This window comes from Winogradskya consettensis (genome assembly GCF_018332715.1).
Taxonomy (GTDB): Bacteria; Actinomycetota; Actinomycetes; order Mycobacteriales; family Micromonosporaceae; genus Actinoplanes; species Actinoplanes consettensis.
Genome location: NZ_BOQP01000008.1, coordinates 554,307 through 579,490, shown reverse-complemented (window position 1 = coordinate 579,490; position 25,184 = coordinate 554,307). Strand labels below are relative to the sequence as shown.

The window sequence follows — 25,184 nt, the reverse complement described above, 5'->3', positions numbered from 1 at the left end:
GGCTGCAGCAGGGGAGACCGACGTGGCGAAACCGACGATTGTTCTTGTGCACGGGGCTTGGGCCGACGCGTCCAGCTGGAATGCTGTCGCGGCCGAGTTGCGGGGGCAGGGGTTCACCGTGTTCGCGCCGCCGAACCTGTTGCGCGGGCCGGCGGGCGACGCCGCGTACATCTCGTCGTTCCTGGCTCAGCGGACCAGCGGGCCGGTGGTGCTGGCCGGGCATTCCTACGGCGGGTTTGTGATCACCAACGCCGCGACCGGCGGTGGTGACGTGCGGGCCTTGGTCTACGTCGACGCGTTCATCCCCGACGAGGGGGAGTTCGTCTTCCAGATCCTGGGTGGCTCGGGGTCGGCGCTCGATGTGCCCGACCCGACGACCGTGCTCGACATCGCCGGGTATCCGGGCGCGCCGGAGGGTGACGCGGAGGCGTTCCTGAAGCCCGGCACCGTGCACGACTTCTTCGCCCAGGACCTGCCCGAGGCGGACCGGTGGCTGATCGCCGCGGGCCAGCGGCCGATCACCCTGAGCGCCAACACCACCCCGTCGGTCACCGCCGCGTGGAAGTCCCTGCCGAGCTGGGCCGTGGTCGGCACCGAGGACAAGGTCATCCCGCCGGCGGTGCAGCGCTCGATGGCGGAGCGGGCCGGCGCGAAGATCACCGAGGTCGACGGCTCGCACGTGTCGATGGTGTCGCAGCCGCGGACCACGATCGACACGATCCTCGCCGCCGCGGCCCACGTGGGCGACTGACCCCGCCGTGGGGGACCGGCGCCGCCGTCTTCGCCGAGCTCAGCCCCGCGGATCCTCCGGCTGAGCGACGTCAGGCATCCGCCAGTCCGGGTCCCGGCCGATGAAGCCGAGCATCCTGGTCTGGGCGTCGGCGTCGTCCTTGACGGGGACGCGGGGGCCGTACTGGCCGGACCCGCGCATGATGTCCTCGATCGGTTCCATGCCGGCCAGCATCTCGGCGCAGAAGCCAGGGTCGAGGTGGTCGTCCTGGCCGGTGGCGCGGGCGAGGTCCCACGTGTGCATGAGGACGTCGGCCGTGTAGAACTGGTTGATCGCGCGGTCCAGGGGGATCTCGCCGATGTGGGGGTTGCTCAGGACCAGGCCGGCGGTTGCCGGGTCGTCGAGCACTGCCTGGACGGCGTCGACCTGGGTCTGCCACGCTCCGGCCGGGTCGTCGTCGACGCTCGGGCCGGCCGGGAGCTTGATGCCACTGCCGCCGGCGAGGAATGCGGGGAACCAGGTCGTGAGGTGGCGCACCACGTCGCGGGCGGTCCATTCGGCGACCGGCGAGGGGACGTCCCACGATCGGGTGCCGTGGACCCGGTCGGTGAACGCGCGGCCGATCTCCCGGTGGCGTTCGGCGGGCTGGTCAGACAGAGCCATCGGTGAGCATCCTCTCGAGTTTGGCGTAACCCTCGTTGACGCCGGTCTCCATGCCGCTGCGCAGCCACGCGTCGCGGCCCTCGAAGCTGTCCACGAGGGACTGGGTGCGCAGGCGGGTGCGGCCGTCGCCGAGGTCGTCGAACCACAGTGTCTCCAGGGCGACACCGTCCGGTTCGCCCTCGAACGTGAACGTCTGCACGATGCGGTCCGGGCGGACGTCGTGGAAGCAGCCGCGGAACGCGTACTCCTCGTCGCCGCGGGTGTGCACGAAGCGCCAGCTGCCGCCGGGGCGGGCGTCCCACTCCTCGATGCGCGTGACCAGGGAGCTCGGGCCGACCCACTGCGCGAACAGCTGGGGGTCGGTGTGGGCCCGGAACAGCTGCTCGGGCGTGCCCGCGAACTCGCGGGTCATGCGGATGACAGGCACATTCGGGTCGGCTTCGATCGTGGTTTCGGTGACGGTGCTCATGCCGCGCTTCCGTTCTGCTCGTCGGTGCCGGTCTCAGTGTCGTTCAGTTGCGCCAGGAGCGTGTCCAGACGGCGGTAACGCTGCTCCGCCTGGCGCCGGTAGCGCTCGATCCACTTGTCCATCAGGTCGAAAACCTCCGCTTCCAGCCGCACGGCCCGGGGCTGAGGGCCCGGCGGCCGCGTCACCACGCCTGCGTCCTCCAGCACCTTCACGTGCTTGTAGACCGCCTGAAGTGACATCGCATACGGCTCGGCGAGCTGATTCGCCGTCGCGTCGCCCGCCGCCAGCCGGGTCACCATGTCGCGCCTGGTCGGATCCGCCAGCGCGGCGAACACCCGGGACAGCTCGTCCATCGCGTCTCCTTTCAACCTCCGAGTTTAAAGTAGCACGCCGGTCAACCGGCGGGTTGAAAGTCGTGCTCGGGCGGGCCGCGGCCGGCCTGGTGTAAGCCGAACGCGAGCGGGTAGCCCTGGCCTGCGGATCGACGGCGAGGCGCCGGTGGCTCCCGGGCCGCGGGGGCTGCCTCCTACAGCGTGTAGGTTTAACCGGGTTCGCTGCCGAGAGGATCGCTCATGCCGTCGTTCCTGGATCCGGAATGGCTCATCTCCACGTTCGGCCTGGCCGGCATCCTGGCGCTGGTGTTCGCGGAGTCCGGCCTGCTGATCGGGTTCTTCCTGCCCGGCGACTCGCTGCTGTTCACCGCGGGCCTGCTGGTCGCCGGCGGCACCTACCTGCATCAGCCGCTGTGGCTGATGTGCCTGCTGATCTCGATCGCGGCGGTGGCCGGTGACCAGTTCGGTTACCTGTTCGGGCGGCGCTTCGGCCCGGCCCTGTTCCGCCGGCCCGATTCACGGCTGTTAAAGCAGGAGAACCTGACCAGGGCCAAGGACTTCTTTCAGCGGTACGGTGCCCGCTCGATCGTCCTCGCCCGGTTCGTGCCGATCGTGCGTACGTTCACCCCGATCGTCGCCGGCGCCGGCCACATGCACTACCGCAGCTTCCTGACCTACAACGTCGTCGGCGGCACGCTGTGGGGCTGCGGCGTGACGATCCTCGGCTACTTCCTCGGCCAGATCGCGTTCGTGAGGAACAACATCGAGTTCATCCTGATCGGCATCGTCCTGGTCTCCGTGATCCCGGTCGCGATCGAACTCCTGCGCAGCCGCAGTCGCAGCCGGGTGCGCTGACCGTTACGTGGGGCGCCTGCGCTCGGCGTCGGCCAGGAGTTTCCGCAGCACCTCGGCGTCGGAGTCGTCGAGCGACGCGGCGAACTGCTGCAGCACCGCGTGCCGGTCGGGCCGGTCGGCGAGCGCGGCCCGCATCTGCGACGCGGCCGCGGTGGCGGCATCCTCGACCGGCCAGTAGAGGTGGCCCCGCCCGGCCCTGCGCCGCTCGACGACCTTCTTCTCGTGCAGGCGGATCAGGATCGTCTGCACGGTGTTGTAGGCGAGCTCGCCACCGACCTCACGCTGCACGTCCGCCGCGGTCAGGGGCTCGCCCGCGGCCCACAGGACCTCCATCACCCCGGCCTCGAGGGTGCCGGGCGCGCGGCGCCCGTCCTTCGTCGTCACAGTCACCGACCTCCGCCGCCACGATACCGTCCCAGGCGACCTACAGCATGTAGGAGATAATGTCGCGCGTGGCGGCCACGGTCGGAGTCTGGGATCGTGGGTGGGGAGGGGGTGCGATGCTCGATCATTTCCTGCTGTCGGTGATGCTGGCGCCGGCCCTGATCGTCGCCGTGGCGCTACCGGCCGTCGACCGGATGCCCCCGGCGCGGGCCGCCGCGGTGCTGACCTGGTCAGCCGTGGGGGTCGCCGTGGCGAGCACGGTCAATCTCACGCTCTTCACGATCAAGGCGTTCGCGCAGCCGCCCGCTACGGAGTCCCGGTTCGACGCGGCGGTGTCGTGGCTGGCGGTGGCACTCCTCGCCGCATCGATGGTTGCCGTGGCGCACGCCTTCCGCGGCTATCGGGTGGCGCTCGCGACGGCGTCCGGGTTTGCGGTGCTGCCCGCCGACCGGCAGGTCGTGGTGGTGGACGACGCGCTCCCCGAGGCGTACAGCATCGAGGGTCCGCCCGCGCGGATCGTGGTCACCACCGGCATGCGTGACCTGCTGGATGCGCGGCAGTACCAGGCATTGCTCGCCCACGAGCGCGAGCACCTGCGGGGCCGCCACCATCGCCTCGTCCGCATGGCCGGGCTCGCCGCGGCGGCGCATCCGCTGCTGCGGGTCCTCGCCGCGCGGATCGGCTACCTGGTCGAGCGGGCCGCTGACGAACGGGCCGCGGCGCACGTCGGCGACCGGCAGTCGGTGGCGTTCGCGATCGGAGCCGCCGCGCTCGCGGGCGCCGGCCGGGGGAGCGGCCTGCACCTCGCGGCCCGTCAGGGTGTGGTTCCGCGCCGGGTCCGCGAACTCCTCCAGCCCCGTAATCACCGCCTCAGCCGCGGCTACCTGCTCCTGCCGGTCATCCCGGCGGCCGCATCCCTGATCTGGACCATCGAGGCCACCCGGGACCTGGTCGAGGTGCTCCACGTCGCCGGTTGAGCCGGCCCCCTACCGGCCCATCGCGCGCTGACGGGCGACAAGGAACTTCGGGGCCATCTCGGCGTAGCTCTCGGTCAGGATCTCGGTGATCTCCGCCCAGTCGGTGTGGTCGCCGAGCAGGACCCCGGCGACGTTGCTGCCCCAGGCGGCGCGGAAGAACGGGAAGCCGCCGGCAGTCAGCCCGAGCAATTCGCCGGCCGGCGCGCGGAACGTCATCACCGTCGGCGGTTCACCGTCGACCGTGTACCGGGCGTAGAACGGCTGGCGCGAAGGGTCCGGCGTGTAGACGTGGGCGACCGTGCGGGTGCGGATGCGCCAGCGGATGCCGATCCAGGCCGGTTCCTCGTACGTCTCCGGCAGCGTGCGGCAGATCGGGCGCAGCCGTTCCAGGATCTCCGGGGGTACGTCTCCAGGGCCGGACATGGGCCGACAATACCGGCCGCCGCGAATGTATCGGCTTCGCCGGGGTATCACCGGGGGCCGGAAGCGATCATGGGGGAAGGGAGAGGTCCGTGGGGACTCTGCGCGCGATTGTGCTCGGGTGCACGTTGAAGAAGTCACCGGCGTCGTCGAGTGCGGAGCTGCTCGGCAGGCAGGTGCTGGCCGATCTGGCCGATCACGACATGGCCCACCTCGCGCGCCTGCTCGCCGGCACGCCCTACCCGAGCAGCTGAGCGGCGTGATCGGGCCCGCTGAGCCATGGGTTGTCCGCGAGACCGGCCTGCCGGACGGCGCTACCGCCACGCGGCAGTCCGAGTCGGTGTTCGCCCTGGCCAATGGGCATATCGGGCTGCGCGGGAACCTCGAGGAGCCGGATCCGGACGGGATGCCGGGCACCTATCTCAACTCGCTCTTCGAGGAACGCGATCTGACGTACCCCGAGGCCGGGTACGCGTTTCCGCAGCGTACGCAGACCGTCGTCAACGCCCCGAACGGCAAACCGGTCGCGTTGTTCGTCGGCGCCGAGCCGTTCGACCTGCGCACCGGGACGCTGCGCCGGCACGAGCGGGTCCTCGACCTGCGCGCCGGGACGCTGACCCGGGAGGTGGAGTGGACATCACCGTCCGGCGTCGACGTGTGGCTGCGTACCGTGCGGCTCGTCTCGTTCCAGTGACCGTCCGTGGCCGCGATGCGTTACTCGGTGCGAGCGGACGCTGAGCTGCGGGTCGAGTCGGATTTCGTGGTGAACGAGGAGTTGCCGGGGCCCGGGACGATCCGCGGGCCAGCGCGGTGATCCCCCGCCCGTTCCGCGCCGTGTCCCACAACCAGGATGTGCTCGTCCATCGCACCGAGCGCAGTGGAATCGAGGTCGCGTCCGCGGTGGTGCATGCCGGCGCCGACGGGAAGGTCGACAGCGAACCCGGTCGGATCCGGTGGACCGCTGCGGGCCGTGGGGAGCTGGGCTTCGACAAGCTGGTGGCGTACGCGTGGAATGCGGTTGATCTTGAAGCGACCGCGGTGCGGGAGCGGGACGCCGCCGCGACCGCCGGATTTGATGTCCTCGCCGCGGAGCAGCGTGCATACCTCGACGACTTCTGGGCGACCGCGGACGTCGAACTGGACGGTGACCCGGAGGTCCAGCAGGGTGTGCGGTTCGGGATGTTCCACGTCCTGCAGGCCGGGGCGCAGGCGGGCCCGCACCCGATCGCGGCGAAGGGGCTGACCGGGAACGGTTACGACGGGCACACGCTGTGGGACACCGAGGCGTTCGTGCTGCCGGTGCTGACGTACACCCATCCGGCCTGCGCCGGGCTGGCCCTGCGGTGGCGGCACAGCACCCTGGACGCGGCGCGCGAACGGGCCCGTGAGCTGGGGCTGGCCGGGGCGAGTTTCCCGTGGCGGACGATCACCGGAGGGGGAGCAGTACCCGCTGATGCTGCACCACCCGTACCTGAATCTCTATCGCAAGCAGGTGGTCAAGCAGGCCGATCTGGTGCTGGCGATGATGGTGTACGGCGAGTGGTTCACCCTCGTCGTTCACCCCGCGGCTGCCCGCTCACCTGCCGCGGCTGTGTTTCCGTCTGCGCTGGCGGGACAGCGTCCTGCGGGTCACGGTCACGCCGGTCGACGTCACCTACGAGGTCACCGGCGACCCGATCACTTTCCGTCACTACGGCAAAGAGGTGACGTCGCCGCCGATCAGGCCTTCTCCGTCGGGATCGAACCCGAGCAGGACCGTCCGGCACCGCCGTCACCTCGTCCGCCGAAGCGGCGCGCTCACTCCTGAGCGCGCCGCTGACCTGCTCATACCAGGGGGGTCGTACCCACGTCAGGGGTGGTGACGACCGGCTTGCGGCGCGGCGGGCGGGGAACGGCCGTGTCGCTCAGGTCGGTGGTGGTGGGCTCCGGGTTGACGGACGCCAGCTTCTGCGTCACCGCGTCGGTGCCCGTACCCACGAACTCCTTCGCCTTCTCCTGCGCCTGCACCACGCGCGGGTGGCTGCTCGCCCTACGGGCGCCCGCCACGATCTGCTCGTACTTCTCCCGGCCGGCGCGGGTCCCGAGCACGTAGCCGACGGCCAGTCCGGCAGCCAATGTCACAACCTTCATCGCGTACTCCTCATGTCGTCGGTAGTTGGCTGAGGTGCCCCAGCAGCCCGCGACGAAACATCGATTGCCTTGACACCGGTGTCAAGGCCTACCGTGACCTGCGGCAAAGGGGGTCATCATCAAGTTCGCCGTCAGTTACAGCCCGCCGTTCCACGGCGTCGACCCGGACACCGTCGTGGGGTACGCCCGGCACGCCGAACAGTGCGGCTTCGAGGCCATCTATCTACCGGAACACATCGTCCTGCACCCCGGCGCGCGGCTCGGCACGTTCGAGTTGCCGCCCGACCTGCCGTACCTCGATCCGCTGGACTGCCTGAGCTTCATCGCCGCCGCCACCAGCCGGATCCTGCTCGGCACGGCGGTGCTGCTGCTGCCGTACCACCATCCGGTCACGCTCGCGAAGCGCCTCGCAACGGTCGACGTGCTGTCGAAGGGCCGGATGCGGCTGCTCACGGTGGGTCTGGGCGCACTACCGGGCGAGGCGGCGGCGGTCGGTGTGGACTATGCGAGCCGGGGGCGGCGCGCTGACGAGGCGATCGACGTGCTGCGGCTGCTGTGGGCGGGCGACGAGCGGGGGGTCGGTTTCCACGGGGAGTTCTTCGACTTCGACGGGCTGTGCAGCTTTCCCAAGCCGTACCGGGCGAGCACGCTGCCCATTCACATCGGCGGGTCCAGCCGCGCGGCCGCGCGCCGGGCCGCGCTGCGCGGCGACGGCTTCTACCCAGGCGGGATGCTCACGCCCGACGAGCGCCTGGCCCAGTGGGAGATCGCCGGTCGTCCGCAGGAATACACCCGCCCGGCCGCGCTGGACATCACCGCCGAGCGGGTCGCGGAACTGGCCGCCCAGGGCGTCACCCGGCTGGTGGTGAGCAGCACCAGCCTCGACGATCTGACGGCGTTCGCTTCCCGCTTCGTCTGACACTCATCGGGGGAGTCCGCACCCTGGGACGCCTTGGAGAGTCAGCACCCGCGACAGCTCGGCGACCGTGTGGCCCCATCGCTGGAGAAAGGGCCGGTCCCGAACGTCCCCATTGCCCGGGCCCGCTCAACCGATGCGGCGGGTCGCTGAGGTGCCGAAACGTGCCGCCACTGCGGTTTTGTAGCCGCCGGGCTGAGCTTTGGCGGTGCGTTCGGCCGTGAGCACGGCACGCTGCGCGGCCGCGTCGCGGTCCCAGGCGGCAAGGCATTCCTCGGGTACGAGGTTGGCGGCCGCGACGATCGCCCCCGTGGCACCGAGCCAGCCCGCATAGCCGAGCAGCGCCGACGAGCCGGTGTAGACCACGCCGCCGAGGTCGAGCTCGTGACCGAGGCGGACCGGGTCGCCGCTGGAGTCCTTGATGCCGCTCACCGGCAGCGTGGCCAGCGCGGACACGGACACCGGGCCGCCCGCGACCGGCGGATAGTGATAGGCGAGCACCGGCACGTCCCCCGCGGCTGCGGCGACCGCCTCGAAATACCGGTCAAGATCACCACCGAGCCGGGGCGGAGCCACGAGTACGCCGTCCGCGCCCGCCTTCACCGCCGCCTCCACCCGCGCCACGGCCTGCCCGGCCCACTCACCGGACGCGCCCGCGATCACCGGCACGTCCGGGCACGACGCACGCACGGCCGCGACCAGCGCCACCCGCTCGTCGTCGGAGAGCGCCGACGCCTCGCCCGTGCTCCCGTTGACCAGCACACCGCGGATGCCGGCACCCACCACCCGGGCCGCGAGGGCCGCGGTCGCCGGGGCGTCGACGCTTCCGTCGGCGGTGAACAGGTTGAGCAGCGCCACGGCCGGGCCGTGCCAGAGCGGATCCGTCATGCCGGAAGCCTATTGCGCCGACGCGCGGGCGGCCATCTCCCGGGCCTTTACCGTTGCGGCCGGCTTTGTGCGGTCAGGTGCTCCTGGCTGCCATTTCCTGGATGCCGATGGCGGCGAGGAGGTCGAGTTTGCTGCGGGCGTCGGTGCCGGGGCGCGGGGTGTGGACGACGAGGCGCAGGTTGGTGCCCTGGGTGGTGAGGACGCTGGTGTCGAGGGGGATCTCGCCGACCTCGGGGTGCAAAGCGATCTTGTTCGCGCCGTGGTGGCCCTCGACCGAGCCCAGCGCCCACAGCTCACGGAACCGGGGGCTGCGGTTCAGCCGGGCGACCACGGCGGCGACGTCGGGGTCGTCCGGGTAGCGGCTGGTGGTGGCGCGCAGGTCGGAGACCAGGGACTGCTCGAAGGCGTCGCGTTCCTCGGGGGTCTGCCGGATCCGGGCCGAGCCGCTCTCGAAGTGGGCGATCAGGGCGTTGCGGTCCTCGGTGCCGCGCCGGGTCGGGTCGCCGAACGTCGCCGCGAAGAGGGCGTTCCAGTGCACCAGCTGCCAGGTCGCGTCGTACACGGCGACCGGGCTCGCGGCCAGTTGCTCCATGATGCGGTGCACGCTCGCCGGGACCAGCCGCGGGATGCGGGCCGGGTCCGCGGCGTGACCGGCGAGTCGCAGGAGGTGGGCCTGTTCGTCGTCGGAGAGCTGCAGGGCGCGGGCGAGGGCCGAGCAGACCTGCGCCGACGGGGTCGCGGCCCGGCCCTGCTCGAGACGCACGACGTACTCGACGGAGATGCCCGCCAGCTGTGCCAGCTCGCCGCGGCGCAGGCCCGCCACCCGGCGCTGGGACAGCCGCGGCAACCCGACGACGGCGGGATCCAGCCTGTCCCGCCAGGCCCGCAGTGCGTCACCGAGGTGGTTCATGCCTCCATGCTGCCCCACCGGCGAGGTCCGTGCGTGGTACCAGCTTTACCATGCGAGCGCCGGGCCGGTCAGGGTGGTGAAGCCCAGGCGGCTCCGTTCCGGCTCGGGGCGGGTGAGGGCGGCCAGCTCCGGTGGGTGGTCGCCGGTGTCGCGTACGGCCGTGACGTACGCCTTCGCCTGCGTGACGGTGAGCGCGGGGCAGGCGCGGCGCAGGTGGCGCATGGCGGGCAGGGTGCCGTCGCGGTGGACGATCGTGGCGATCTCGTCGCGCAGCGGGTCGGGGTCGGGGACGCCCTTGACCTCGCGCAGGTAGCGACCCTCCCAGCCGTTCAGCTCGGCGACGGGGATCTGATGGACGCTGCCGTCGCCACCGTCGACCAGATAGGGCCCCATGCCGACGACCATGTCGTAGATGCTGCCGGTACGCAGGAAGGCCGGCGTCTGCCAGGAGATCAGCCAGCCGAGCGGGTGCTCCTCCACCGCGGCGACGACGAGCAGCGGGTCGCTCACGGGCAGCGCGGCTTCGGCGAGCTCGACGGCGCGCTCCCGGGGGATCACGACGGGCGCCGGGCGAGCAGGGAGAAACTGTTCGGCAGGCGGCCGTCCCACGCCGCGGCCTCCACGCCGCCCATGCGCCAGAACGGCTCGGCGTACTCGGCGAGGTGGCGGATCTCGAGACCGGCGGTGATCAGCGCGGTGACGATTCCACCGAGGGTGCACTGCCATTCGACCGCGCCGTTCGCGGGAAAGTCGTAGTTGACGAAGGAACGGCCGAAATAGCTGCGGTCCGGCCGGATCCGGGCGACGTCGGGGTCCCAGGTCCACAACGGATTCGCGGGATGCTGCTCGTAGACGAAGAAGTGGCCACCGGGCCGGAGCAACCGGGCGACCTCTCCGGCCCACGCGGTCATGTCCGGCATCCAGATCAGCGCGCCCTTGCCCGTGTAGACGAGGTCGGCGCTCCCGGAACGCACCGGCACGTGGGGCAGCGCCGCGACGACGTAGTCGCAGGGAAGGCCGAGATCGATCGCGCGACGGCGGGCGGTCGCGACCGCCACGGCGCTGAAGTCGACGCCGAGGACCGAGTGCGCTCCGGCGCGTACGAGATCGGGGTCGTCCATGGCGTCACCGCTCTGCAGATGAACGACCCGCGGACGGTCGTTCAGCACGTCCCGCAGCAGGTCGAGCTCGAACGGGTGCAGCGAACCACCGGCCACGGCCTGGGAGAGCAGATCGTCGCGCTCGAGCACGTACTTCTCGCCCGCCGTCTCCCAAGCGGTCCTGTTGGTGCGTGTCACCGGGTCCATACCGCGATGGTGGTGGTCCGGTGACGGCGGGTCAATCGGGTTTTGACAGGCTGGGACCATGCGAATCGCGATCTGGCCCGGCGCCGCCAAGCCGTACGGTGAAATCCTCGAAGTGGCACAGCACGCCGCCGCCACGGGTTGGGACGGCGTTTACATCGCCGACCATTTCATGCCGAACGAAGGCCCGGGCACCGATGTACGCCATCCGGTACTCGAATGCGGGTCGCTGGTCGCCGCGCTCGGGGCGGTCGTTCCCCGCGTCCAGATCGGAACCCTGGTCTACGGCAACACCTATCGGCACCCCGCCGTGCTCGCCAACATGGCCGCCACCGTCGATCAGATCAGCGGGGGCCGGTTCACCCTCGGCGTCGGCGCGGGCTGGCAGAAGAACGAGCACGAACAGTACGGAATCGAGCTGCCCGCCGTGAAGCAACTGCTGGACCGTTTCGTCGAGGCCCTGCAGGTCCTGACCGGCCTGCTGCGGACCCCCGCCACCACGGTCAACGGGGAGTACTACCAGCTCACCGATGCCATCTGCGAGCCGAAGCCCGTCCAGGACCCGCTGCCGCTGATGATCGGCGGCAAGGGCGAGAAGCGGATGCTGCGCATCGTCGCCGAGTACGCCGACCTGTGGAACAGCTGGGGCCTGCCGGACATCATCGAGCACCGGATGAACGTCCTCGACGATCACTGCGCGGCGGTGGGCCGGGACCCCAAGTCCATCGCGCGTACGGCGCAGGCGCTCGTCGTCGTTGACGGCCCGGTCCCCGCCGACCTGACACCGCCGGTCATCGGCGGCACGATCGACCAGCTCAAGGCGGACATCGAGGGGTACCGCGCGATCGGCCTCGACGAGCTGATCGTCCCGGACGGGCTGCTCGGCGAGGGCGCCGACCGGCTCCGCGCGATGGACACGGTGCTCAGCCTCGTGCGCGCCTGACGGGTCGGTTCAGGCGGGGCCCGGGTGGGCCCGGAGGACCCGGTCGGCGGCTTCGCGGGTCTGCTGGTCGAACACGACGATGCGGGCCACCTCCACCTCGGTGGGGTGGCCGCGCAGCGCGGTGAGGGCCTGCGCGACGGCGTCCTCCTTCGGCCAGCGGTAGACCCCCGAGGAGATCAGCGGGAATGCGACCGAACGCGCTCCGAGCCCGTCGGCGACGATCAGCGAGTTCGTGTAGCAGTCCCGCAGCAGCCCCGACCGGTCCACGTCGGCGCTGTAGACCGGGCCGACCGTGTGGATCACCCAGCGCGCGGGCAACCGGCCTGCGGTGGTCGCGACGGCCTGCCCGACAGCGAGCCCCCGTCCGTAGTGACCGGCCCGCAGCGCCCGGCACTCCGCCAGAATCTCCGGCCCGCCCTTGCGATGGATCGCCCCATCGACCCCGCCCCCACCGAGCAACGACGAATTGGCCGCGTTGACAACGGCATCGACCTCCTCGGCGGTGATGTCGCCCGTGACCAGCTCGATCCGCATCCGCCCGCTCCCTCTCGTGTGAACACCGACCGCGATCGCCGGCCCCGGCTTTCCATTGTGAGGACCGGGCCGCGACCACCCGGGCCCGGGTTTCATGGTGGGGACCGGGCCGCGACCAGTCGGGCCCGGGTTTCATGGTGGGACCCGGCTGCGACCAGTCGGGCCCGGGTTTCATCGTGGGACCGGGCTGCGACTACCCGGGCCGGGGTTTCATCGTGGGACCCGGCCGCGGACAGCCGGGCCCGGCTGTCCGTCAGTCGAGGTCGGCGAAGAGGTCGGGGCCGGTTTCCTCGGGGGAGCGGCGTGGGGTCAGGGCGCGGCCGGCGTGGTCGGGGACGACGATCTGTTCCAGGGTGCGGCCTGCCCAGAGCATGAGGGACAGGTCGACCCCGGGGGCCGGGGCGGGCGCTCGGGAGATGATCCAGACCGCGGCGGCCGGGACCTGGGCCGCCGCGACCAGCGGGGCCGGGCCCGCGAGCAGGAAGTCCAGGTCGAAGTCGACCAGCAGGCGCAGCATCGTCGCGCGGTTGCCGGGGTCGACGCCCTCGAAGGCCTCGTCGAGCCAGAGCGGGCGCGGCGAGTCCGGGGATTCGGTGTAGAGCGCGACGAGGGTGGCCAGCAGCGGCTGGAGCAGGGTGACCACCTTGCCGCCGCCGGAGTCGACGCCGTGGACCTGCTTGGTCAGGGGCTTGAAGTCGCTGCCCTCGACGCGGAACTCGGCGACCACGTCGAACCAGTTGCGATAGTCGAGCAGGCCGGCGAGGTGTTCCGTCCAGTCCTGGGTGCTGCCCTGACCGGCTTCCTGGGCCTCGCGGACCCGGTCGCCGAGGAACGCGCGGATGTCGTCCTGGGAGGAGTCGATCGTGCCGTTCTCGAGGGCGCGCAGGATGGTGTAGCCCGCGCGCTGGCCCTCGGCGGGGTGCCGGCGCAGGCGCAAAGTCGTCCGGTTGGCGCCGGTGGGGTGGCGTTCGAGGACCTGGTTGACGAGTTTGAGCAGGCTCTGGACCTTTTTCACCCGGTCGCTGAGGTGGTCGATGAAGGTCGACGAGAGCAGCTCGGTGTAGATCTGGTCGAGCTTCTCGTTGTGCGCGGTGTCCAGCTCGGCGACCAGGTCGTCGAGGTGGCGGATCGCGTCGGCGGGGGCGTGCTGGGTGCCGGACGCGTCGACGAGGATGCGCACGGCGGGCAGGCCCGCGTCGTCGTCCTCCGGGGTGGCGGTGAGGACCGATCGGCCCCCGCTGGCCTCCAGCACCGTACGCAGCTCAGCAGCCGGATTGCCCACCACCTTCGCCAGCGCCGCCTGGGCCCGGCGCGCCTTCTCCTGCGCGGTGTCGGGCCAGTTGAGCGGTCGCAGCGTCTGCGCGGCGACCCGGGCCTGCTCCAGCGCGGACCCCAGACTCCGGTCGGCCGGTGCGGGCAGCTCACGGGCCGCGGCGAGCCCCGAGCCGACCGGCACCCACCACGCGTCCAGGGCCGAGGCCCGGCGCTGTCCGGCACCGGCCTCCTCCCGTTTGCGCTGCTCGACCTCACCGGCGACCTTGGCGGCGATCTCCGCGAGGCGTACGCCGGCCTTCCGGCTGGCATCGACCCGCACGTCGATCTCCGCCCGTTCGGCGTCGAGGCTGCGGGCCAGCTCGAGCTGCTCCTCGTCGTCCCGCGCGACCGAGGCCTCGGCAGCGCGGAGCTCGGCCGTCCGTGCCTCCGATGCGGCCTCGGTTGCGGCGTGCTCGGCCTCGGCGGCGGCTGTTTCCGCCGACGCCGCCGCTTCGGCGCTGGAGGCCAGGTCGCGTTCGGCGGAGGTGCGCCCGGCGAGGGCGAGGCTGAGATCGGCGACCGCCTGCGCGGCCTGGTCCAGCTCGCCGGCGACCACGTCGAGCAGGTCGTCGGTGACCGGCAACCCCTCGCCGGTGGCGTGTGCCGACAGGTCACTCGTGGCGTCCGCGGAGGCGGCCCCGGCCTTGGCGGCCGCGTCCCCGGCGCGGGCGAGGATCTCCTCGGCGCGATCCCGTTCGGCGGTCGCGGCGGTGACGGCCGTGCCCGCGGCGATCGCGTCGGCGTCGTCCGGCGCCTGAGCGGCGCGATCCCTCAGCTGCGAGACCCGCTCACTCAACCGGGTGGCCTCGGCCCGCAACTCCTCAGCGGTACGCCGTGACTCCCCGGCCTGCGCCGTCAGCTCCCCGATCCGCCGGTGCCGCGCGGCCACCCGGGCCGCGACGCCCAGCAACTCGGCCCCGTCGACCGCCTTGCCGGCCCGTCCGGCGGCGACCGGCGTCACCCACCGCCCGTCGTCCGACACCGCCACGGCCCCGGCAAGCTCCTGACCCGCCGCCGCATATCCGATCCCGGCGAGAATGCGCCCGATCGCCGCCTCCAGCTCCCCGGCATCCTCCGCCGGCCGCAGCACCTCGGCAAGACTCCCCACGCCCGATTCGGCGAGAGCGGAACCGGCGGCGGCAGAACGAGCAGAGTCGGGAGAGGCAGCGGCGGCAGGGCGAGCAGAGTCGGGAGAGCCGGACGCGGCAGGGCGAGCAGAGTCGGGAGAGCCGGACGCGGCTGGGCGAGCGGAGTGGGGTGGGCCGGACGCGGCTGGGGGAGCGGAGTCGGGTGGGCCGGACGCGGTGGGCAGGGTGATGACGGTGTCGTGGCCGTCGCGGTCGGCGGACCAGGTGCCGTCGGGGGTGACCCAGGCGTCGAGGAGGCCGGCGGCGTCGAGTGCCGCCTCCAGCCCGTCCACATCACACCCGGCGACCGGGTCGACCAGCCGCCACAGTGGAGCACCCTCCGCCGACGGGGATGCGGGCCGCTCGCGGCGTGTCCACCGTTGCGGGCCGGCCGGGGCGGGGTCGTGGTCCTGGGACAACCGCTCGACCAGGGCGAGGGCGTCGGCGGCGGCGCGGTCGGCGGCGACGGCCTGGGTGCGCAGCGTCCCGACCTGCTCGGTCAGCGGCGTGACGGCGGGCTCGAGCCATTCCCCGGTCACCAGACCGCGCAGCACCGCGCGTGGCCGCCTGGTGCCGACCATGTCGGTGACCTGTCCCAGCCAGCGTTCCCGGGTGGCGACATCCGGCGCGGCGGGCCCGGCCTGCACGGCCCATCGCTCGAGGTCGTCGGACAGCTGCTGCAACGCCGACGACAACAGCTCCGCGGAACCGTCGGCGGCCTCGTCGCGTGCAGCGAACTCCCGCCGTGCCGCAGCGGCCTTCTCATCGGCGGCTTCCCAGAGCGTGACCGCTCTCGCGGCGGCGCGCAGCAGTTTGCGCAGGACCGAGACGCTGCCCCGGCGCCCCGAGATCGCCGCGGTCAGCCGGTCGGCGTCGCCGCGTCCGATCCAGTCGGCGGCGCCGTCACCGAGGCCGGCCCGGGACACGCTCTGCACGGCGTGATCGGCGATCGCCTGGGCGCGGCCCCGCGCGGCCGCCACGCTCTGCTCGGCCTCCCGCAGCCGCCCGGCCCGCCGGGAGCTCTCCGCCAGGGTCCGCCCGGCGTGGTCGGCGGCGACACGGGCGTGCCGGCGGGCGCTCTCGGCCTCTTTGCGCAGCGTCTCGGCGTGGTCGGCCCGTCCCGCCGCATCCAGGTACGCCTTGGAGCGCAGCAACTCCTCATAACGCGTCTGCGCGGCCCGCCCGGCCTGCAGCAACTCGTCCGTGCGCCCGGACTCGGCGTCGAGCTCGTGGCGCGCCTTCGCCAGCCGCCCGTCGGCCCCGGCGACCTCCCGCCCGGCCCGCGCGACCGCGGCGTCGGCGTCGAGCAGCTCGTCGGCGTGCAGGCGCAGCACGGAATCGGCCCACGGCTTCCACGCCCGGTTCACGTAGCCGGCGATCGCGTCGCGGGCCTCCCGCGCGGAATCCCGGTCGCGACGCAGCTGTTCGAGCTGTTGCCAGCCCTCGGCGAGCTCCTCCACCTCGGAGCGGGCGATCGGGGGCAGCGCGGAGCGGATCTGCCGGGTGAACCAGTCGGGGTTGAGGCGCTGGCCCAGGTGCGGGGTGCGCAGGACCTTCAGCATCTCCAGCACGGTCGCGTAGCGGTCGGTGTCGGTGAAGCCGAACAGTTCGGTGGCCAGGCGCTGGGCGTAGCGGCGGCCGCTGTCGAAGACCGTGATGCCCGCGACGTCGTGCAGCTCCTTGGGCTCGACGACCGCCTGACCGGTGGCCAGCTCGAGCCCGTCGCGGACGCGGGCGCTGCCCCGGCAGATCATCCAGGTCGGGGGCATGGCCGCGACGCCGCGCTTGGCCTGGGCGTACAGCAAGGTGGTGTAGAACTCGGGTCCGTCCGCGCCGAGCCGGCCGTATTCCACCCAGGCCCAGCCCCGGTTGGTGGCGGCGGTGGCGTCGCGGCGGTCGCGGGCGTCGTCGGTGGGCTCGACGTAGTAGCGGAACGCCTTGTCGGACTGGCCGAACGTGTCGACGTACTGCCGGTCCAGGTCACCGGCCAGCATGATCAGGGTGGTGAGCGCCATCAGCGTCGACTTGCCGGACTGGTTGGCGCCCACGAACTGGCCGCGGCCATCGGCGAACCAGTATTCCGCGACGTCGAACTCCCACAGGTTGACCACGCCGCCGCGCAGCACCTGCCACCGCTCCCGGGCGGGCGCGGGCAGGTCGTGGCCGGTCATGGCGTCGCGCCACGCGGCCAGCTGACGGTCGGTGGCGGCCGGTCCCAGGGGTGTCATGCTCGGCTTCCCGTGTTGTCGGTGATGGTGACGCCGGGTGCGCGGTAGCGGCCGGCGGTGGGCAGTAACGTCCAGGTCCCGTCGGGGGAGACCCGGAGCAGGCCCAGCTCGGTGAGGCGGTCCTCGGCGTCCGCCCGTACGGTGCCGGGCACGGTCTTCTGGGCCTTGTTCATGTATTCGCCGCGCCACTCGGTGAGGTCGGCGACGACCTCGTCCACCTGCTCCGTGGTGAGCCGGACCGTGCCGCCGGGTGCGGGCGTGCCGTGCTGCCCGGCGAGGTCGGCCATGAGCAGGGCGACCCAGTCCGCGGCGCGGGCGCGGGGCCACTCCGCGACGGTCGCCTGCTGCTCGTCGTCGGTCAGGACCACGACCAGCCCCTCCGCCCGTGTCTCGACGTAACCACCCGTCAGCTGGGTCACCTCACCGGCCCGCCGCGCCCGGGTCGCCCGCAGCTCGTCGGCCTCCTCGCCTGGCAGGTCCGCGTAGAGCACGGCCGGTGTCTCGATCAGCGCGCGCAGCTGGCGGACCCCGAGCGCCTCGTGCCGGGCCTCCTGCGGGTTCAGCGCCAGGTCGAGCACGTCCGGGCTGGTCATCAGCAGCAGCGCGTCGCGGTCGACGTCGTAGCCCGCGCCCGGCCCGGACCCGCGCTCGGTCCACTCGTCGAGCATCGAGTCGTCGCTGGTGCGCCGGTGCAGCACACCCCACGTGTCGAGCACCTTCGCGGCGTCCCGCAGGGCCTTGCGCTGGGCGCGCTCGTCCGGGTCGTACCCGGTGACGCTCGGCCCGGGGGCCGCGAGCAGGTCGCGGACCATGTCGGAGAGCCGCTGCAGGGTGACCGTCTCGGAGATCTCCTCGCAGCACGCGGCGAGACAGCAGACCAGGGCCAGGACCCGCCGCGAGGGGGCGTCGGCCGGGCGTGGCGGTGCCGTCACCGTGCCGTCGATCGGGACCCTGATCATCCGTACGGCGCGGCCGACGCGTTGCACCCGGTAGCCGAGGCGCCGCGCGCTGTCGCTGACCGCCTGCAGGTGGCGCAGCACGAGCCGCAGCAGCTCCGGATCGGTGGCGGGGGTGACCAGGGGCCGTTCGAGCAGCCCGACGAACGCCCGCTGGGCCTCCCTGTTCACGCGAACCTCCCCGCGGCGGTGATGTGCAGGCGGATGTCGGGGTGCACGAGCCGCCCGTCCGGGGTGTGCACGACGGCCGCCGGGGCGCCCTCGGGTGCGGGCTCGGCGCGCAACTCCCACCGGTCGTCGCCGGTGCGGGCCTTGCGGATGCCGTCCTTGCCCGCGCGGGCCCCGGCGACGACCGCCAGCATGACCAGGACAAGATCCAATTCGGGTCCGCTGAGCTTGCGCCACTGCGACAGTCGCTGCCCGGACCGGGCGACAACCGCGGCTTCCGTACGCGCGGCAGCTGACTGGATCTCCGAAGCCCGTGCCTTCGCCGCCCGCCGCCCCTCCGACCTGTCCTGGATGCGCGCGGCCGACCCGCCGGTCGCCTTGTGCCCGTGCTTGCGCAGCCGCGCCTCGACCGGGACCGGCTCGGCCTCCCAGAACGACGTCGCGCCGGGGTTCCCGGCCGGGTCGGGGGCGACCCCGGGCAGGTGCCGCGCCTCGAACAGCCCGGTCGCCGCGCACCACAGCGACCAGCCCTGCTCGTCGTCCCCGGTCGCCTCGAGCCGCCCGGCGAGCGCCAGCAGCTCGGCGCGCCGGGACACGTGCCCGCCGACCGCGGCAAGAGTGCGCTGGCCGCGCACCAGAGGGGAGATCGTGTCCCGCATCTGCCGGCGCAGACGGCGGGCCTGGCACTGCGGCCCGTCGAACCAGCCGGCCAGCGCGTCGAGCGTGCGCGCGTAGGACGCGGTCAGGTCGTCGATGGCGGTGTCGCCGGCGCTCGCGCCCAGCGAATGCACGGCGACCCGGCGCCAGTCGGCCCCGGCCAGGCCTCTCACCAGGGCCGTGATGGTCTCCGAATGGGTGTCGACGCCGGCGCCCCACATCTCGACGTAGCGCCGCAGCGTCTCCTGGACCTGCACCAGCTTGCCCGGGTCGGGCGCACCCGCCTGGGCACCGGCCAGCCGGGCCTGCCACCCGGCGGCGGCGTCGGCCATCGCCCGGTGCGTCGTCTGGATGACCGACCAGGCCCCGGCAGCCGCGGCGGGATCGCTGCTCACGGTGTCACGCAGCGTCGCCAGATGGGCGGTCAGGACGCTCGGCGCCAGGGTGGCCGCGGCCTCGTCGGCGATGTCGTCACCCATGCTCCGCACGGCCCGGTGCAGGTCAGCGGCGCCCGGGGTGAGCTGGTAACGGTCGAGGTTGCGCAGGAAGTCCTCGTCGCGGCGGGCGCGGTCCTGCCAGATGTCGACGACCCCCCAGGCGCGCAACCGGCGCATCCGGGCGTCGAGGTTGAACCGGGGGTCGTCGACGATCGCGGGGTCGGCGCGCCTCGCGAGCAGGTGCTCACGCAGCAGCTCGGGCAGGTCGGCGGCGGCGACGCCGGTCAGGGTGAACTCCTGCTGGGCGAGCAGCACATCGACGATCAGCCGGTATTGCGCCGCGAGCGGGCCGACCAGGTAGGCGGCCTGCGGGAGCCCGCCGGGGAGCCCCGCGAACTGCCAGAGGCCCTCGTCCTCGTCGTCGATCGTGATCGTGGGTTCCACCGCTGCCCTCCCGTCCCTGGATGAACTGCCTCGTCCCTGAATGAACTGCGAGCATAGGGTCGGGGTACGACGGGTTTCCGCCCCGCCGAGCCCGCAGTGGCGTGTGCCATGCCTTTTACTTTGAGAGACGGCCTGGTGTGACGACGATCACTTTCCAGCGAGAACCGATCGGGAGGCCGCGTCGTCTTGCCTGATGTGAGACGAAGCCTGGATACGGCCGACGACGAGGAACTCGTGCGGCGCACCGCCGGTGGTGACCGGCTCGCGTTCGACGAGTTCTACCGGCGCACCTCGCCGTGGCTCGCCGTCCGGCTGCGCCGGCGGTGCGCCGACGAGGACGTGGTCGCCGACGTGCTGCAGGAGACCTACCTGGCAGTGTGGCGGGCGGCCGGGACCTTCGCGGGCACGGTCACGGCGGGCAGCGCCGTGGGCTGGGTGTGGACCATCGCCGCCAACCGCCTCGTCGACGCGTTCCGGCGCCGGGCCCGCCAGCAGCAGGTGCCGCCCGTGCCGATGACGGAGACCACGGCGCCCGCCGCGGAGGACGAGGTGATGGCGGGCCGGGTCGGCCAGGACCTCGAGCAGGCGCTGCTGGTCCTGCCGGCGGAGCTGCGGCTGGTGCTGCGGGCGATGGTCCTCGACGGCCTCTCGGTCCGGGAGACGTCGGTCCTGCTGGGCGTGCCGGAGGGCACTGTGAAAACCCGCGCGCGACGAGCGCGGATGGCGTTGCGGGAGGCATTGTCATGACCACACACCCCACCCCTTCGGTCATCGCGGCGTATGCGGATGGCGGCCCCGGGCTCGACGACGCCACCGTGTGGTCCGTCGAGGCCCACCTCGAGACCTGCCCGCAGTGCCGCGCCGAGCTCTCCCGCTCCGCGAGCCCCGGCACCCGGTCGCTGCTCGACCTGGTCGCCGCCGGGATCGACCGCGGCATCGCCGAGGGCCCCGCCCCGGCGCCGGCACCACGACCCTGGTCCGCGGTGCGACGACGCTGGTTCGCCTGGGCCCTGGTGCCCTGGCTCACGATGACGGCGGCGCTGGCCGCCTGTGCGTACATCCTCGATCAACTCGCACCGGAGCTGCCGTCCCTGGTCCTGCTGCTCGCGCCCGTCCTGCCCCTGCCCGGCGTCGCGGTGGCCTGGAGCCGGCGGGCCGACCCGGCCTGGGAGCTGGTCGCCAGCACCCCGGCCGCGGGCCTGACGATGCTGCTGCGGCGCACGGCGGCGGTGCTGGCCGTCGTGATTCCCGTCCTCGCCCTTGTCGGTGCCGTCACGCAGTCGTCGATCGCGCTGGTGCTGCTGCCATCGCTGGCCTGCACCGCCGCGACCATCGCACTGGGCGGCCGGATCGGCGTCCAGCTCGCGGCCATGAGCGTGGGCACGGCCTGGCTGATCCTGGTCGTCGTGCCCAGCCTGCTGACCCGTAACCTTCCGGTCCTGCTGCACGCGGGCAGCATCCCGGCCTGGGCCCTGGCCACCGTCGGCCTGCTCGCGTTCGCGTTGACGCGCGCCGGCGACTATCGACGCCTCGCCAGCCGCAACTGACCCGTGGATTCAGCGGGTGGCTGATGCGAGGGCGCTGCTCATCACGGGCACCGTCGGTGCGGGCAGGACAACCATGGCGGAAGCGCTGGGCGATCTGCTGATCGAGGACGCGATCCCGTTGGCGATCATCGACGTCGACTGGCTGCGCCGGTCCTGGCCCTGCCGACCGTCCGGCAACGCCTCATCCGGCGGCAGGCGACCGACGCCGCCGGGCTGGGCCGGTTCCTGAAACGCTCCGGCGATCTGGAGCACGTCCTCGATCAGGCCCGCATCGAGGACGTGACCGTCGACGCGGGTACCGGCACTCCGCGCCAGGTTGCCGAGCTGGTGAAGACCGCAATCGACTGGTAAAGCTCAGGCATCGGGGCTGTGCCAGCGGAATTGCTCGTCGTCGGGCTCCTCGCGGCGGTCGAGCACGCCCGCCTGCACGAGGGCCAGCAGGGCTTCGTGCAGGCCGTCGCCCAGTGGGTTGGCTGTCCAGAAGACCCATTTGGATTCGGTGAAACCCCGGTCCGTGAACAGGCCCAGGGCCCTGCCCAGCCGGAACGCGGCGCCGTCCCAGTGGGTCCAGTCGGCCAGATCGTCCTCGAAAGCCATCAGAGCATTATGGTGAGCCGCCTGAACGTGACGGGGGTGGGGAATGGCCGGGGCGCTGAGACTGATCGGGTACTGGGACGGGCCGGGGATCGAGGACGGGCTGCCCGACGTCTGCGAGTTTGTGGATGCCGGCGTCGACCTCGACGTGCAGCGGGCGGTTGCCACGTATCTGCGGTCCGGGACGTGCTTCGTCGCCACGGCGGGGTGGTCGGTGTGCCGGCTGTGCGGCGTTGCGAACGGGACCACCGAGCTGACCGACGGCGAGCATTTCGTGTGGCCGGAGGGGCTCGCGCACTACGTCGAGGAGCACGGCGTTGTCCTTCCGGAGGAGGTTGTCGCCGTCGCTGTCCGTGGTCCCGCTCCCGTCGTGGCGGAGGACCTGCTCGAGGGCGGCGACGTGGTGATCGACACGGAATGGTGGAGTGGTCGGGGAGGCGCTGCGGCGAGGCACTTCCCCGGGTGCGGGCGCAGCGGTACGACGGCCGCCTGGAATCTGCCCGCGGTCGCGGACATCTATGTTGACGGGGTGCCGCCGGGTTCGGTGGCTGTCCTCGTCCAGCTCAGGAAACTGCTCAGCACCGCGTGGCCCTATTCGGGGCTGCGCGATCTGCTCGGCGCGCAGCCCGTGCTGGCCGTGGGTGGCGGGGCGCCGGCGGAACTGGATCGCGTGCTGGTCGCGTACCCGGAGCTTCGGCCTTATTTGTTCTTTGGCACTGAGGGCGGGCTCGTGCCGTTGTCCTCCTGAGCGGCCCAGGCGCCCCCGACGTGGCTTCGTTCCGCGCTGTGGCCGGGTGGCAGGGCGAGGACGTCGAGCAGGGTCCGGTCGTGGTCCACGGCGTGGTGCAGGTGGCCGATCCTGCCGGTGCTGACGGATGCGGATGTCGTCCCGATGAGCTGCCACATGTCGTCGCCGGCGTCGTGGGAGATCAGGAGGACGGGCTCGCGGCGCTCGGAGACCTCCAGCGTCTGGACGGCGCTGGTGCCCAGGAGCCAGTGCCGCATCCATTGTGCGCGGCGGTCGCGTTCCATGACGTGGTCGGCGACCCACCACACGAACGGCAGATCCTCGTGCGCGCGGGCCTGTTCCGCGGTGAGGTCCGGGCCGCCCTGGGGCACCTGCTCGAACGGCTGGTCGGTGAGCGAGAACCCGCGTTCGGACAGCATCGCGTGGAACGTGCCGCCGCCCGGATGGCCCGCGCCGATGCCGATGGTCAGGGTGGCAACGCGTGGCTCGTCGCCGGTGGTCCAGCCGAACGCGTACGAGGCGAGCTCGCCGTGCGGGCCGGTGAACTCGCCGAAGGCGCGTCGGTGCGTACCGGAGGCCTCGACGAGCCGGCCCTCCATGATCTCGATGTGCACGGGAAGAACACTAGTGTCGACGGTATGGAATTGCGTGGGGTGCAGGCGACGGCGGATCCTTTCGCGGCGGATGAGGCGCTCGCGGCGCAGCCGATCGGGTATTGGAGTGGGGCGCTGCACAAGGCGGTGGTGAATCACCTGCGGGACGCCATGGCCGGCATCGATGTCACGCAGCCGCAGTGGTGGACGCTGACCCGGGTGGATCAGGGTGCTGGTCTCACCCGCGACGAGGTCACCGCGCAGCTGGCGGATGTCGCGGACACCCCGCATGACGTGCCGCGGGCGGTGGACCAGCTGCTCGCGCGGGGATGGGTCTCGGCGGATGAGGCCGGGCGGTTGTCGCTGACGGGGGCGGGGCGGGACGGGCAGGCGCGGATCAAGGAGTTGGTGACCGGGATGCGGGGGCAGGTTCACGAGGGTGTGTCCGATGAGGAGTACGTCGCCGCGCTCAGGGTGATGCGGCGGATGATCGGCAACATCACGGCGCGGTGAGGGTTACCGGGTGGCGGTCTCGCAGGACCGTGAACGCGATGAGGGCCGCGGCGAGCAGGAGTGCGGCGCTGAGGGTGAACGCGAAGGCGTACCCGTCGGTGAGGGTCTGCGGGGTGGGGGTGGTGCCCGTGCGGTGCTGGGCGGCGGTGCTGAGAGCGGCGAGTCCCAGGGAGGCGCCGATCTGACGGGAGCTGTTGAGCAGGCTGGAGGCCGCTCCGGCTTCGTGGGGTGCGACGCCGGCGGTGGCGGTGGCGACGACCGTGCCGAGGCAGATGCCGAAGCCGGTGCCGGCCACGATCGACGGGCCGAGGATGTCGGTGGTGAACGTGCCGCCGGGGCTGATCAGGCTGAACCAGGCGAATCCGGCGGCGGCCAGGAGGGCTCCGGCGATCAGCAGGGCCCGGGGTGTGTGGCGGGCGCCGAGCTTGACGGCGAGGACGGCGCCGGCGATGACGCCGAGGGCGAACGGCAGGAACATGAGCCCGGTCCGTGCGGGGCCGATCTCCAGGACGCGCTGCAGGTAGAGCGAGGCGAAGTAGAACGCCGCTGTCATGGCGGCGCCGAGCAGCAGGTTGTACGCGTTGGCGCCGGCGACCGGGCGTCCGGCGAGCAGCCCGGGGCGGATCAGCGGGTCGCGGGTGGTCCGGCGTTCGACGAGGACGAAAGCGGTCAGCAGGGCGGCGGCGATCGCCAGCGTCAGCAGGGTGACCGGGGAGGTCCAGGCGTACCGGTCGGTGCGCACTGTGCCGAATACCAGTAGACCCGTTCCGGCCGTGGCGAGGATCGCGCCCCACACGTCCGGGCGGCCGTCCGGGGCCACGGGCCGGTCGGCGGTGACACCGCGTGCGGTGAGGGCCAGGGCGGTGGCGGCCATCGGGACGCTGACGAACATCACCCAGCGCCAGCCGGCGTATTCGGTGAGCACGCCGCCGATCAGGACGCCGAGCGCGCCCCCGGCCGCGTTCATCGCACTCCACACCCCGAACGCGCGCAGCCGCGGCCTGCCGGTGGGAAATGTGGCGGTCAGCAGGGCCAGCGCCGCGGGTGCCAGGGCGGCGGCGCCGATGCCCTGGGCGGCGCGGGCCGCCACGAGCTGGCCGGGGTTCTGGGCGAAGCCGCCGGCGAGGGAGGCGACGCCGAACGCCGCCAGCCCGGCGAGAAGGACGCGCTTGCGGCCGTACCTGTCGGCTGCTTTGCCTCCGAGCAGGAGCAGACCGCCGAAGGCCAGGGCATAGGCGTGGATCACCCAGGTCAGCCCGGCAGCGCTGAAGCCGAGGCCGCTGGCGATGCGGGGGAGTCCGACGTTCACGACCGAGAGGTCCACGGAGACCATGAACTGCACGACGGCGACCGCGGCGAGGGTGGCGCCCGATGACTTTAGGAACATGTTCCGAAAGTAGGTG

The 25,184-nt window shown here is 72.4% G+C and carries 29 protein-coding genes and 3 pseudogenes; 15 read left to right on the top strand and 17 right to left on the bottom strand.

What is annotated here, in order from left to right:
• Positions 1-22 precede the first annotated feature (22 nt).
• Positions 23-751, top strand: a complete 729-nt coding sequence (locus Aco04nite_RS11290) for an alpha/beta fold hydrolase (protein WP_212997139.1) — start codon at positions 23-25, stop codon at positions 749-751.
• Positions 752-790: 39 nt separating this feature from the next.
• Here Aco04nite_RS11290 and Aco04nite_RS11285 read toward each other — a convergent pair whose 3' ends face one another.
• Genes Aco04nite_RS11285 through Aco04nite_RS11275 form a run of 3 tightly spaced genes read right to left on the bottom strand, consistent with a single transcriptional unit; the run spans position 791 to position 2,215 of the window.
• A complete protein-coding gene (locus tag Aco04nite_RS11285; RefSeq protein WP_212997138.1) occupies positions 791-1,393 on the bottom strand; it encodes a TIGR03086 family metal-binding protein in 603 nt (200 codons plus the stop codon).
• Entirely contained in the window at positions 1,380-1,862 is a 483-nt protein-coding gene (locus Aco04nite_RS11280; RefSeq protein WP_212997137.1) for an SRPBCC family protein, read from the bottom strand. Before Aco04nite_RS11280 ends, Aco04nite_RS11285 begins: the two co-directional genes overlap by 14 nt.
• Positions 1,859-2,215, bottom strand: coding sequence for an ArsR/SmtB family transcription factor (locus Aco04nite_RS11275; protein WP_212997136.1), 357 nt, complete (start codon positions 2,213-2,215; stop codon positions 1,859-1,861). Before Aco04nite_RS11275 ends, Aco04nite_RS11280 begins: the two co-directional genes overlap by 4 nt.
• A 219-nt stretch (positions 2,216-2,434) precedes the next feature.
• Here Aco04nite_RS11275 and Aco04nite_RS11270 point away from each other — a divergent pair, with 219 nt between their 5' ends.
• Positions 2,435-3,049 (top strand): DedA family protein, encoded by a 615-nt coding sequence (locus tag Aco04nite_RS11270; protein WP_212997135.1) that lies wholly within the window; start codon positions 2,435-2,437, stop codon positions 3,047-3,049.
• A 3-nt stretch (positions 3,050-3,052) separates the two neighbouring features.
• On the opposite strand, the gene Aco04nite_RS11265 is transcribed toward Aco04nite_RS11270, so the two are convergent.
• Positions 3,053-3,439: a BlaI/MecI/CopY family transcriptional regulator gene (locus Aco04nite_RS11265; protein WP_244875889.1), complete on the bottom strand. Its 387-nt coding sequence runs from the start codon at positions 3,437-3,439 to the stop codon at positions 3,053-3,055.
• A gap of 110 nt (positions 3,440-3,549) precedes the next feature.
• Between Aco04nite_RS11265 and Aco04nite_RS11260 the strand changes: the two genes are divergently transcribed.
• Positions 3,550-4,410 (top strand): M48 family metalloprotease, encoded by an 861-nt coding sequence (locus Aco04nite_RS11260; protein ID WP_212997134.1) that lies wholly within the window; start codon positions 3,550-3,552, stop codon positions 4,408-4,410.
• A 9-nt stretch (positions 4,411-4,419) separates the two neighbouring features.
• Here Aco04nite_RS11260 and Aco04nite_RS11255 read toward each other — a convergent pair whose 3' ends face one another.
• Entirely contained in the window at positions 4,420-4,833 is a 414-nt protein-coding gene (locus tag Aco04nite_RS11255) for an MmcQ/YjbR family DNA-binding protein (RefSeq protein WP_212997133.1), read from the bottom strand.
• An 89-nt stretch (positions 4,834-4,922) separates the two neighbouring features.
• Here Aco04nite_RS11255 and Aco04nite_RS11250 point away from each other — a divergent pair, with 89 nt between their 5' ends.
• From Aco04nite_RS11250 to Aco04nite_RS11235, 5 genes and pseudogenes are all read left to right on the top strand, one after another.
• Complete coding sequence (locus Aco04nite_RS11250; RefSeq protein WP_212997132.1) at positions 4,923-5,084, top strand: hypothetical protein; 162 nt, start codon at positions 4,923-4,925, stop codon at positions 5,082-5,084.
• Between the two features lie 5 nt (positions 5,085-5,089).
• Entirely contained in the window at positions 5,090-5,524 is a 435-nt protein-coding gene (locus Aco04nite_RS11245; protein ID WP_212997131.1) for a hypothetical protein, read from the top strand.
• Between the two features lie 116 nt (positions 5,525-5,640).
• A pseudogene (locus Aco04nite_RS50360) lies at positions 5,641-5,886 on the top strand (hypothetical protein); the annotation flags it as partial.
• Positions 5,866-6,378: pseudogene (locus tag Aco04nite_RS50220) on the top strand (family 65 glycosyl hydrolase); the annotation flags it as partial. The pseudogenes Aco04nite_RS50360 and Aco04nite_RS50220, both read left to right, overlap by 21 nt.
• A 17-nt stretch (positions 6,379-6,395) precedes the next feature.
• Positions 6,396-6,692: pseudogene (locus Aco04nite_RS11235) on the top strand (glycosyl hydrolase family 65 domain-containing protein); the annotation flags it as partial.
• On the opposite strand, the gene Aco04nite_RS11230 reads toward Aco04nite_RS11235, so the two are convergent.
• Positions 6,655-6,960 carry a hypothetical protein gene (locus Aco04nite_RS11230; RefSeq protein ID WP_212997130.1) on the bottom strand — a complete coding sequence of 102 codons (306 nt, stop codon included), beginning with the start codon at positions 6,958-6,960 and terminating at the stop codon, positions 6,655-6,657. The pseudogene Aco04nite_RS11235 and the gene Aco04nite_RS11230 overlap by 38 nt on opposite strands.
• Before the next feature lie 115 nt (positions 6,961-7,075).
• Between Aco04nite_RS11230 and Aco04nite_RS11225 the strand changes: the two genes are divergently transcribed.
• Positions 7,076-7,879 carry a TIGR03619 family F420-dependent LLM class oxidoreductase gene (locus Aco04nite_RS11225; RefSeq protein WP_308161633.1) on the top strand — a complete coding sequence of 268 codons (804 nt, stop codon included), beginning with the start codon at positions 7,076-7,078 and terminating at the stop codon, positions 7,877-7,879.
• A gap of 126 nt (positions 7,880-8,005) precedes the next feature.
• On the opposite strand, the gene Aco04nite_RS11220 is transcribed toward Aco04nite_RS11225, so the two are convergent.
• From Aco04nite_RS11220 to Aco04nite_RS11205, 4 genes are all read right to left on the bottom strand, one after another.
• Positions 8,006-8,764 (bottom strand): dihydrodipicolinate synthase family protein, encoded by a 759-nt coding sequence (locus tag Aco04nite_RS11220; RefSeq protein WP_212997128.1) that lies wholly within the window; start codon positions 8,762-8,764, stop codon positions 8,006-8,008.
• A 73-nt stretch (positions 8,765-8,837) separates the two neighbouring features.
• A complete protein-coding gene (locus Aco04nite_RS11215) occupies positions 8,838-9,674 on the bottom strand; it encodes an MmyB family transcriptional regulator (RefSeq protein WP_212997127.1) in 837 nt (278 codons plus the stop codon).
• A gap of 45 nt (positions 9,675-9,719) precedes the next feature.
• Entirely contained in the window at positions 9,720-10,232 is a 513-nt protein-coding gene (locus Aco04nite_RS11210) for a YrhB domain-containing protein (RefSeq protein WP_212997126.1), read from the bottom strand.
• The gene (locus Aco04nite_RS11205; RefSeq protein WP_212997125.1) at positions 10,229-10,981 is read right to left on the bottom strand and encodes a class I SAM-dependent methyltransferase; all 753 of its coding nucleotides are present in this window, start codon (positions 10,979-10,981) and stop codon (positions 10,229-10,231) included. Before Aco04nite_RS11205 ends, Aco04nite_RS11210 begins: the two co-directional genes overlap by 4 nt.
• 58 nt (positions 10,982-11,039) lie before the next feature.
• Here Aco04nite_RS11205 and Aco04nite_RS11200 point away from each other — a divergent pair, with 58 nt between their 5' ends.
• Positions 11,040-11,921 (top strand): TIGR03560 family F420-dependent LLM class oxidoreductase, encoded by an 882-nt coding sequence (locus tag Aco04nite_RS11200; RefSeq protein WP_212997124.1) that lies wholly within the window; start codon positions 11,040-11,042, stop codon positions 11,919-11,921.
• A 9-nt stretch (positions 11,922-11,930) separates the two neighbouring features.
• On the opposite strand, the gene Aco04nite_RS11195 is transcribed toward Aco04nite_RS11200, so the two are convergent.
• The 4 genes from Aco04nite_RS11195 to Aco04nite_RS11180 form a co-directional block, all read right to left on the bottom strand.
• The gene (locus tag Aco04nite_RS11195; protein WP_212997123.1) at positions 11,931-12,455 is read right to left on the bottom strand and encodes an O-acetyl-ADP-ribose deacetylase; all 525 of its coding nucleotides are present in this window, start codon (positions 12,453-12,455) and stop codon (positions 11,931-11,933) included.
• A gap of 253 nt (positions 12,456-12,708) precedes the next feature.
• Positions 12,709-17,124: an SbcC/MukB-like Walker B domain-containing protein gene (locus tag Aco04nite_RS11190; RefSeq protein WP_212997122.1), complete on the bottom strand. Its 4,416-nt coding sequence runs from the start codon at positions 17,122-17,124 to the stop codon at positions 12,709-12,711.
• Positions 17,121-18,251, bottom strand: a complete 1,131-nt coding sequence (locus Aco04nite_RS11185) for a TIGR02678 family protein (RefSeq protein WP_212997121.1) — start codon at positions 18,249-18,251, stop codon at positions 17,121-17,123. The genes Aco04nite_RS11190 and Aco04nite_RS11185 overlap by 4 nt, the downstream gene beginning before the upstream one ends.
• Positions 18,248-19,786, bottom strand: coding sequence for a DUF2397 domain-containing protein (locus tag Aco04nite_RS11180; RefSeq protein WP_244875888.1), 1,539 nt, complete (start codon positions 19,784-19,786; stop codon positions 18,248-18,250). The genes Aco04nite_RS11185 and Aco04nite_RS11180 overlap by 4 nt, the downstream gene beginning before the upstream one ends.
• A gap of 195 nt (positions 19,787-19,981) precedes the next feature.
• Here Aco04nite_RS11180 and Aco04nite_RS11175 point away from each other — a divergent pair, with 195 nt between their 5' ends.
• Genes Aco04nite_RS11175 through Aco04nite_RS11165 form a run of 3 tightly spaced genes read left to right on the top strand, consistent with a single transcriptional unit; the run spans position 19,982 to position 21,562 of the window.
• Entirely contained in the window at positions 19,982-20,533 is a 552-nt protein-coding gene (locus Aco04nite_RS11175; protein ID WP_212997120.1) for an RNA polymerase sigma factor, read from the top strand.
• Positions 20,530-21,333: a zf-HC2 domain-containing protein gene (locus Aco04nite_RS11170; RefSeq protein ID WP_212997119.1), complete on the top strand. Its 804-nt coding sequence runs from the start codon at positions 20,530-20,532 to the stop codon at positions 21,331-21,333. Before Aco04nite_RS11175 ends, Aco04nite_RS11170 begins: the two co-directional genes overlap by 4 nt.
• Before the next feature lie 16 nt (positions 21,334-21,349).
• Complete coding sequence (locus Aco04nite_RS11165) at positions 21,350-21,562, top strand: hypothetical protein (RefSeq protein WP_212997118.1); 213 nt, start codon at positions 21,350-21,352, stop codon at positions 21,560-21,562.
• A gap of 125 nt (positions 21,563-21,687) precedes the next feature.
• Here Aco04nite_RS11165 and Aco04nite_RS11160 read toward each other — a convergent pair whose 3' ends face one another.
• Entirely contained in the window at positions 21,688-21,930 is a 243-nt protein-coding gene (locus Aco04nite_RS11160) for a hypothetical protein (RefSeq protein ID WP_212997117.1), read from the bottom strand.
• Between the two features lie 43 nt (positions 21,931-21,973).
• Between Aco04nite_RS11160 and Aco04nite_RS11155 the strand changes: the two genes are divergently transcribed.
• Positions 21,974-22,675 (top strand): hypothetical protein, encoded by a 702-nt coding sequence (locus Aco04nite_RS11155; RefSeq protein WP_212997116.1) that lies wholly within the window; start codon positions 21,974-21,976, stop codon positions 22,673-22,675.
• Here the strand turns inward: Aco04nite_RS11155 and Aco04nite_RS11150 are convergent.
• Entirely contained in the window at positions 22,627-23,289 is a 663-nt protein-coding gene (locus Aco04nite_RS11150; RefSeq protein WP_212997115.1) for a hypothetical protein, read from the bottom strand. The two genes, Aco04nite_RS11155 and Aco04nite_RS11150, sit on opposite strands and share 49 nt — an antisense overlap.
• Before the next feature lie 24 nt (positions 23,290-23,313).
• Here Aco04nite_RS11150 and Aco04nite_RS11145 point away from each other — a divergent pair, with 24 nt between their 5' ends.
• Positions 23,314-23,781, top strand: a complete 468-nt coding sequence (locus Aco04nite_RS11145; protein ID WP_212997114.1) for a MarR family winged helix-turn-helix transcriptional regulator — start codon at positions 23,314-23,316, stop codon at positions 23,779-23,781.
• On the opposite strand, the gene Aco04nite_RS11140 is transcribed toward Aco04nite_RS11145, so the two are convergent.
• Positions 23,768-25,168 (bottom strand): MFS transporter, encoded by a 1,401-nt coding sequence (locus Aco04nite_RS11140; RefSeq protein ID WP_212997113.1) that lies wholly within the window; start codon positions 25,166-25,168, stop codon positions 23,768-23,770. The two genes, Aco04nite_RS11145 and Aco04nite_RS11140, sit on opposite strands and share 14 nt — an antisense overlap.
• Positions 25,169-25,184: the final 16 nt, after the last annotated feature.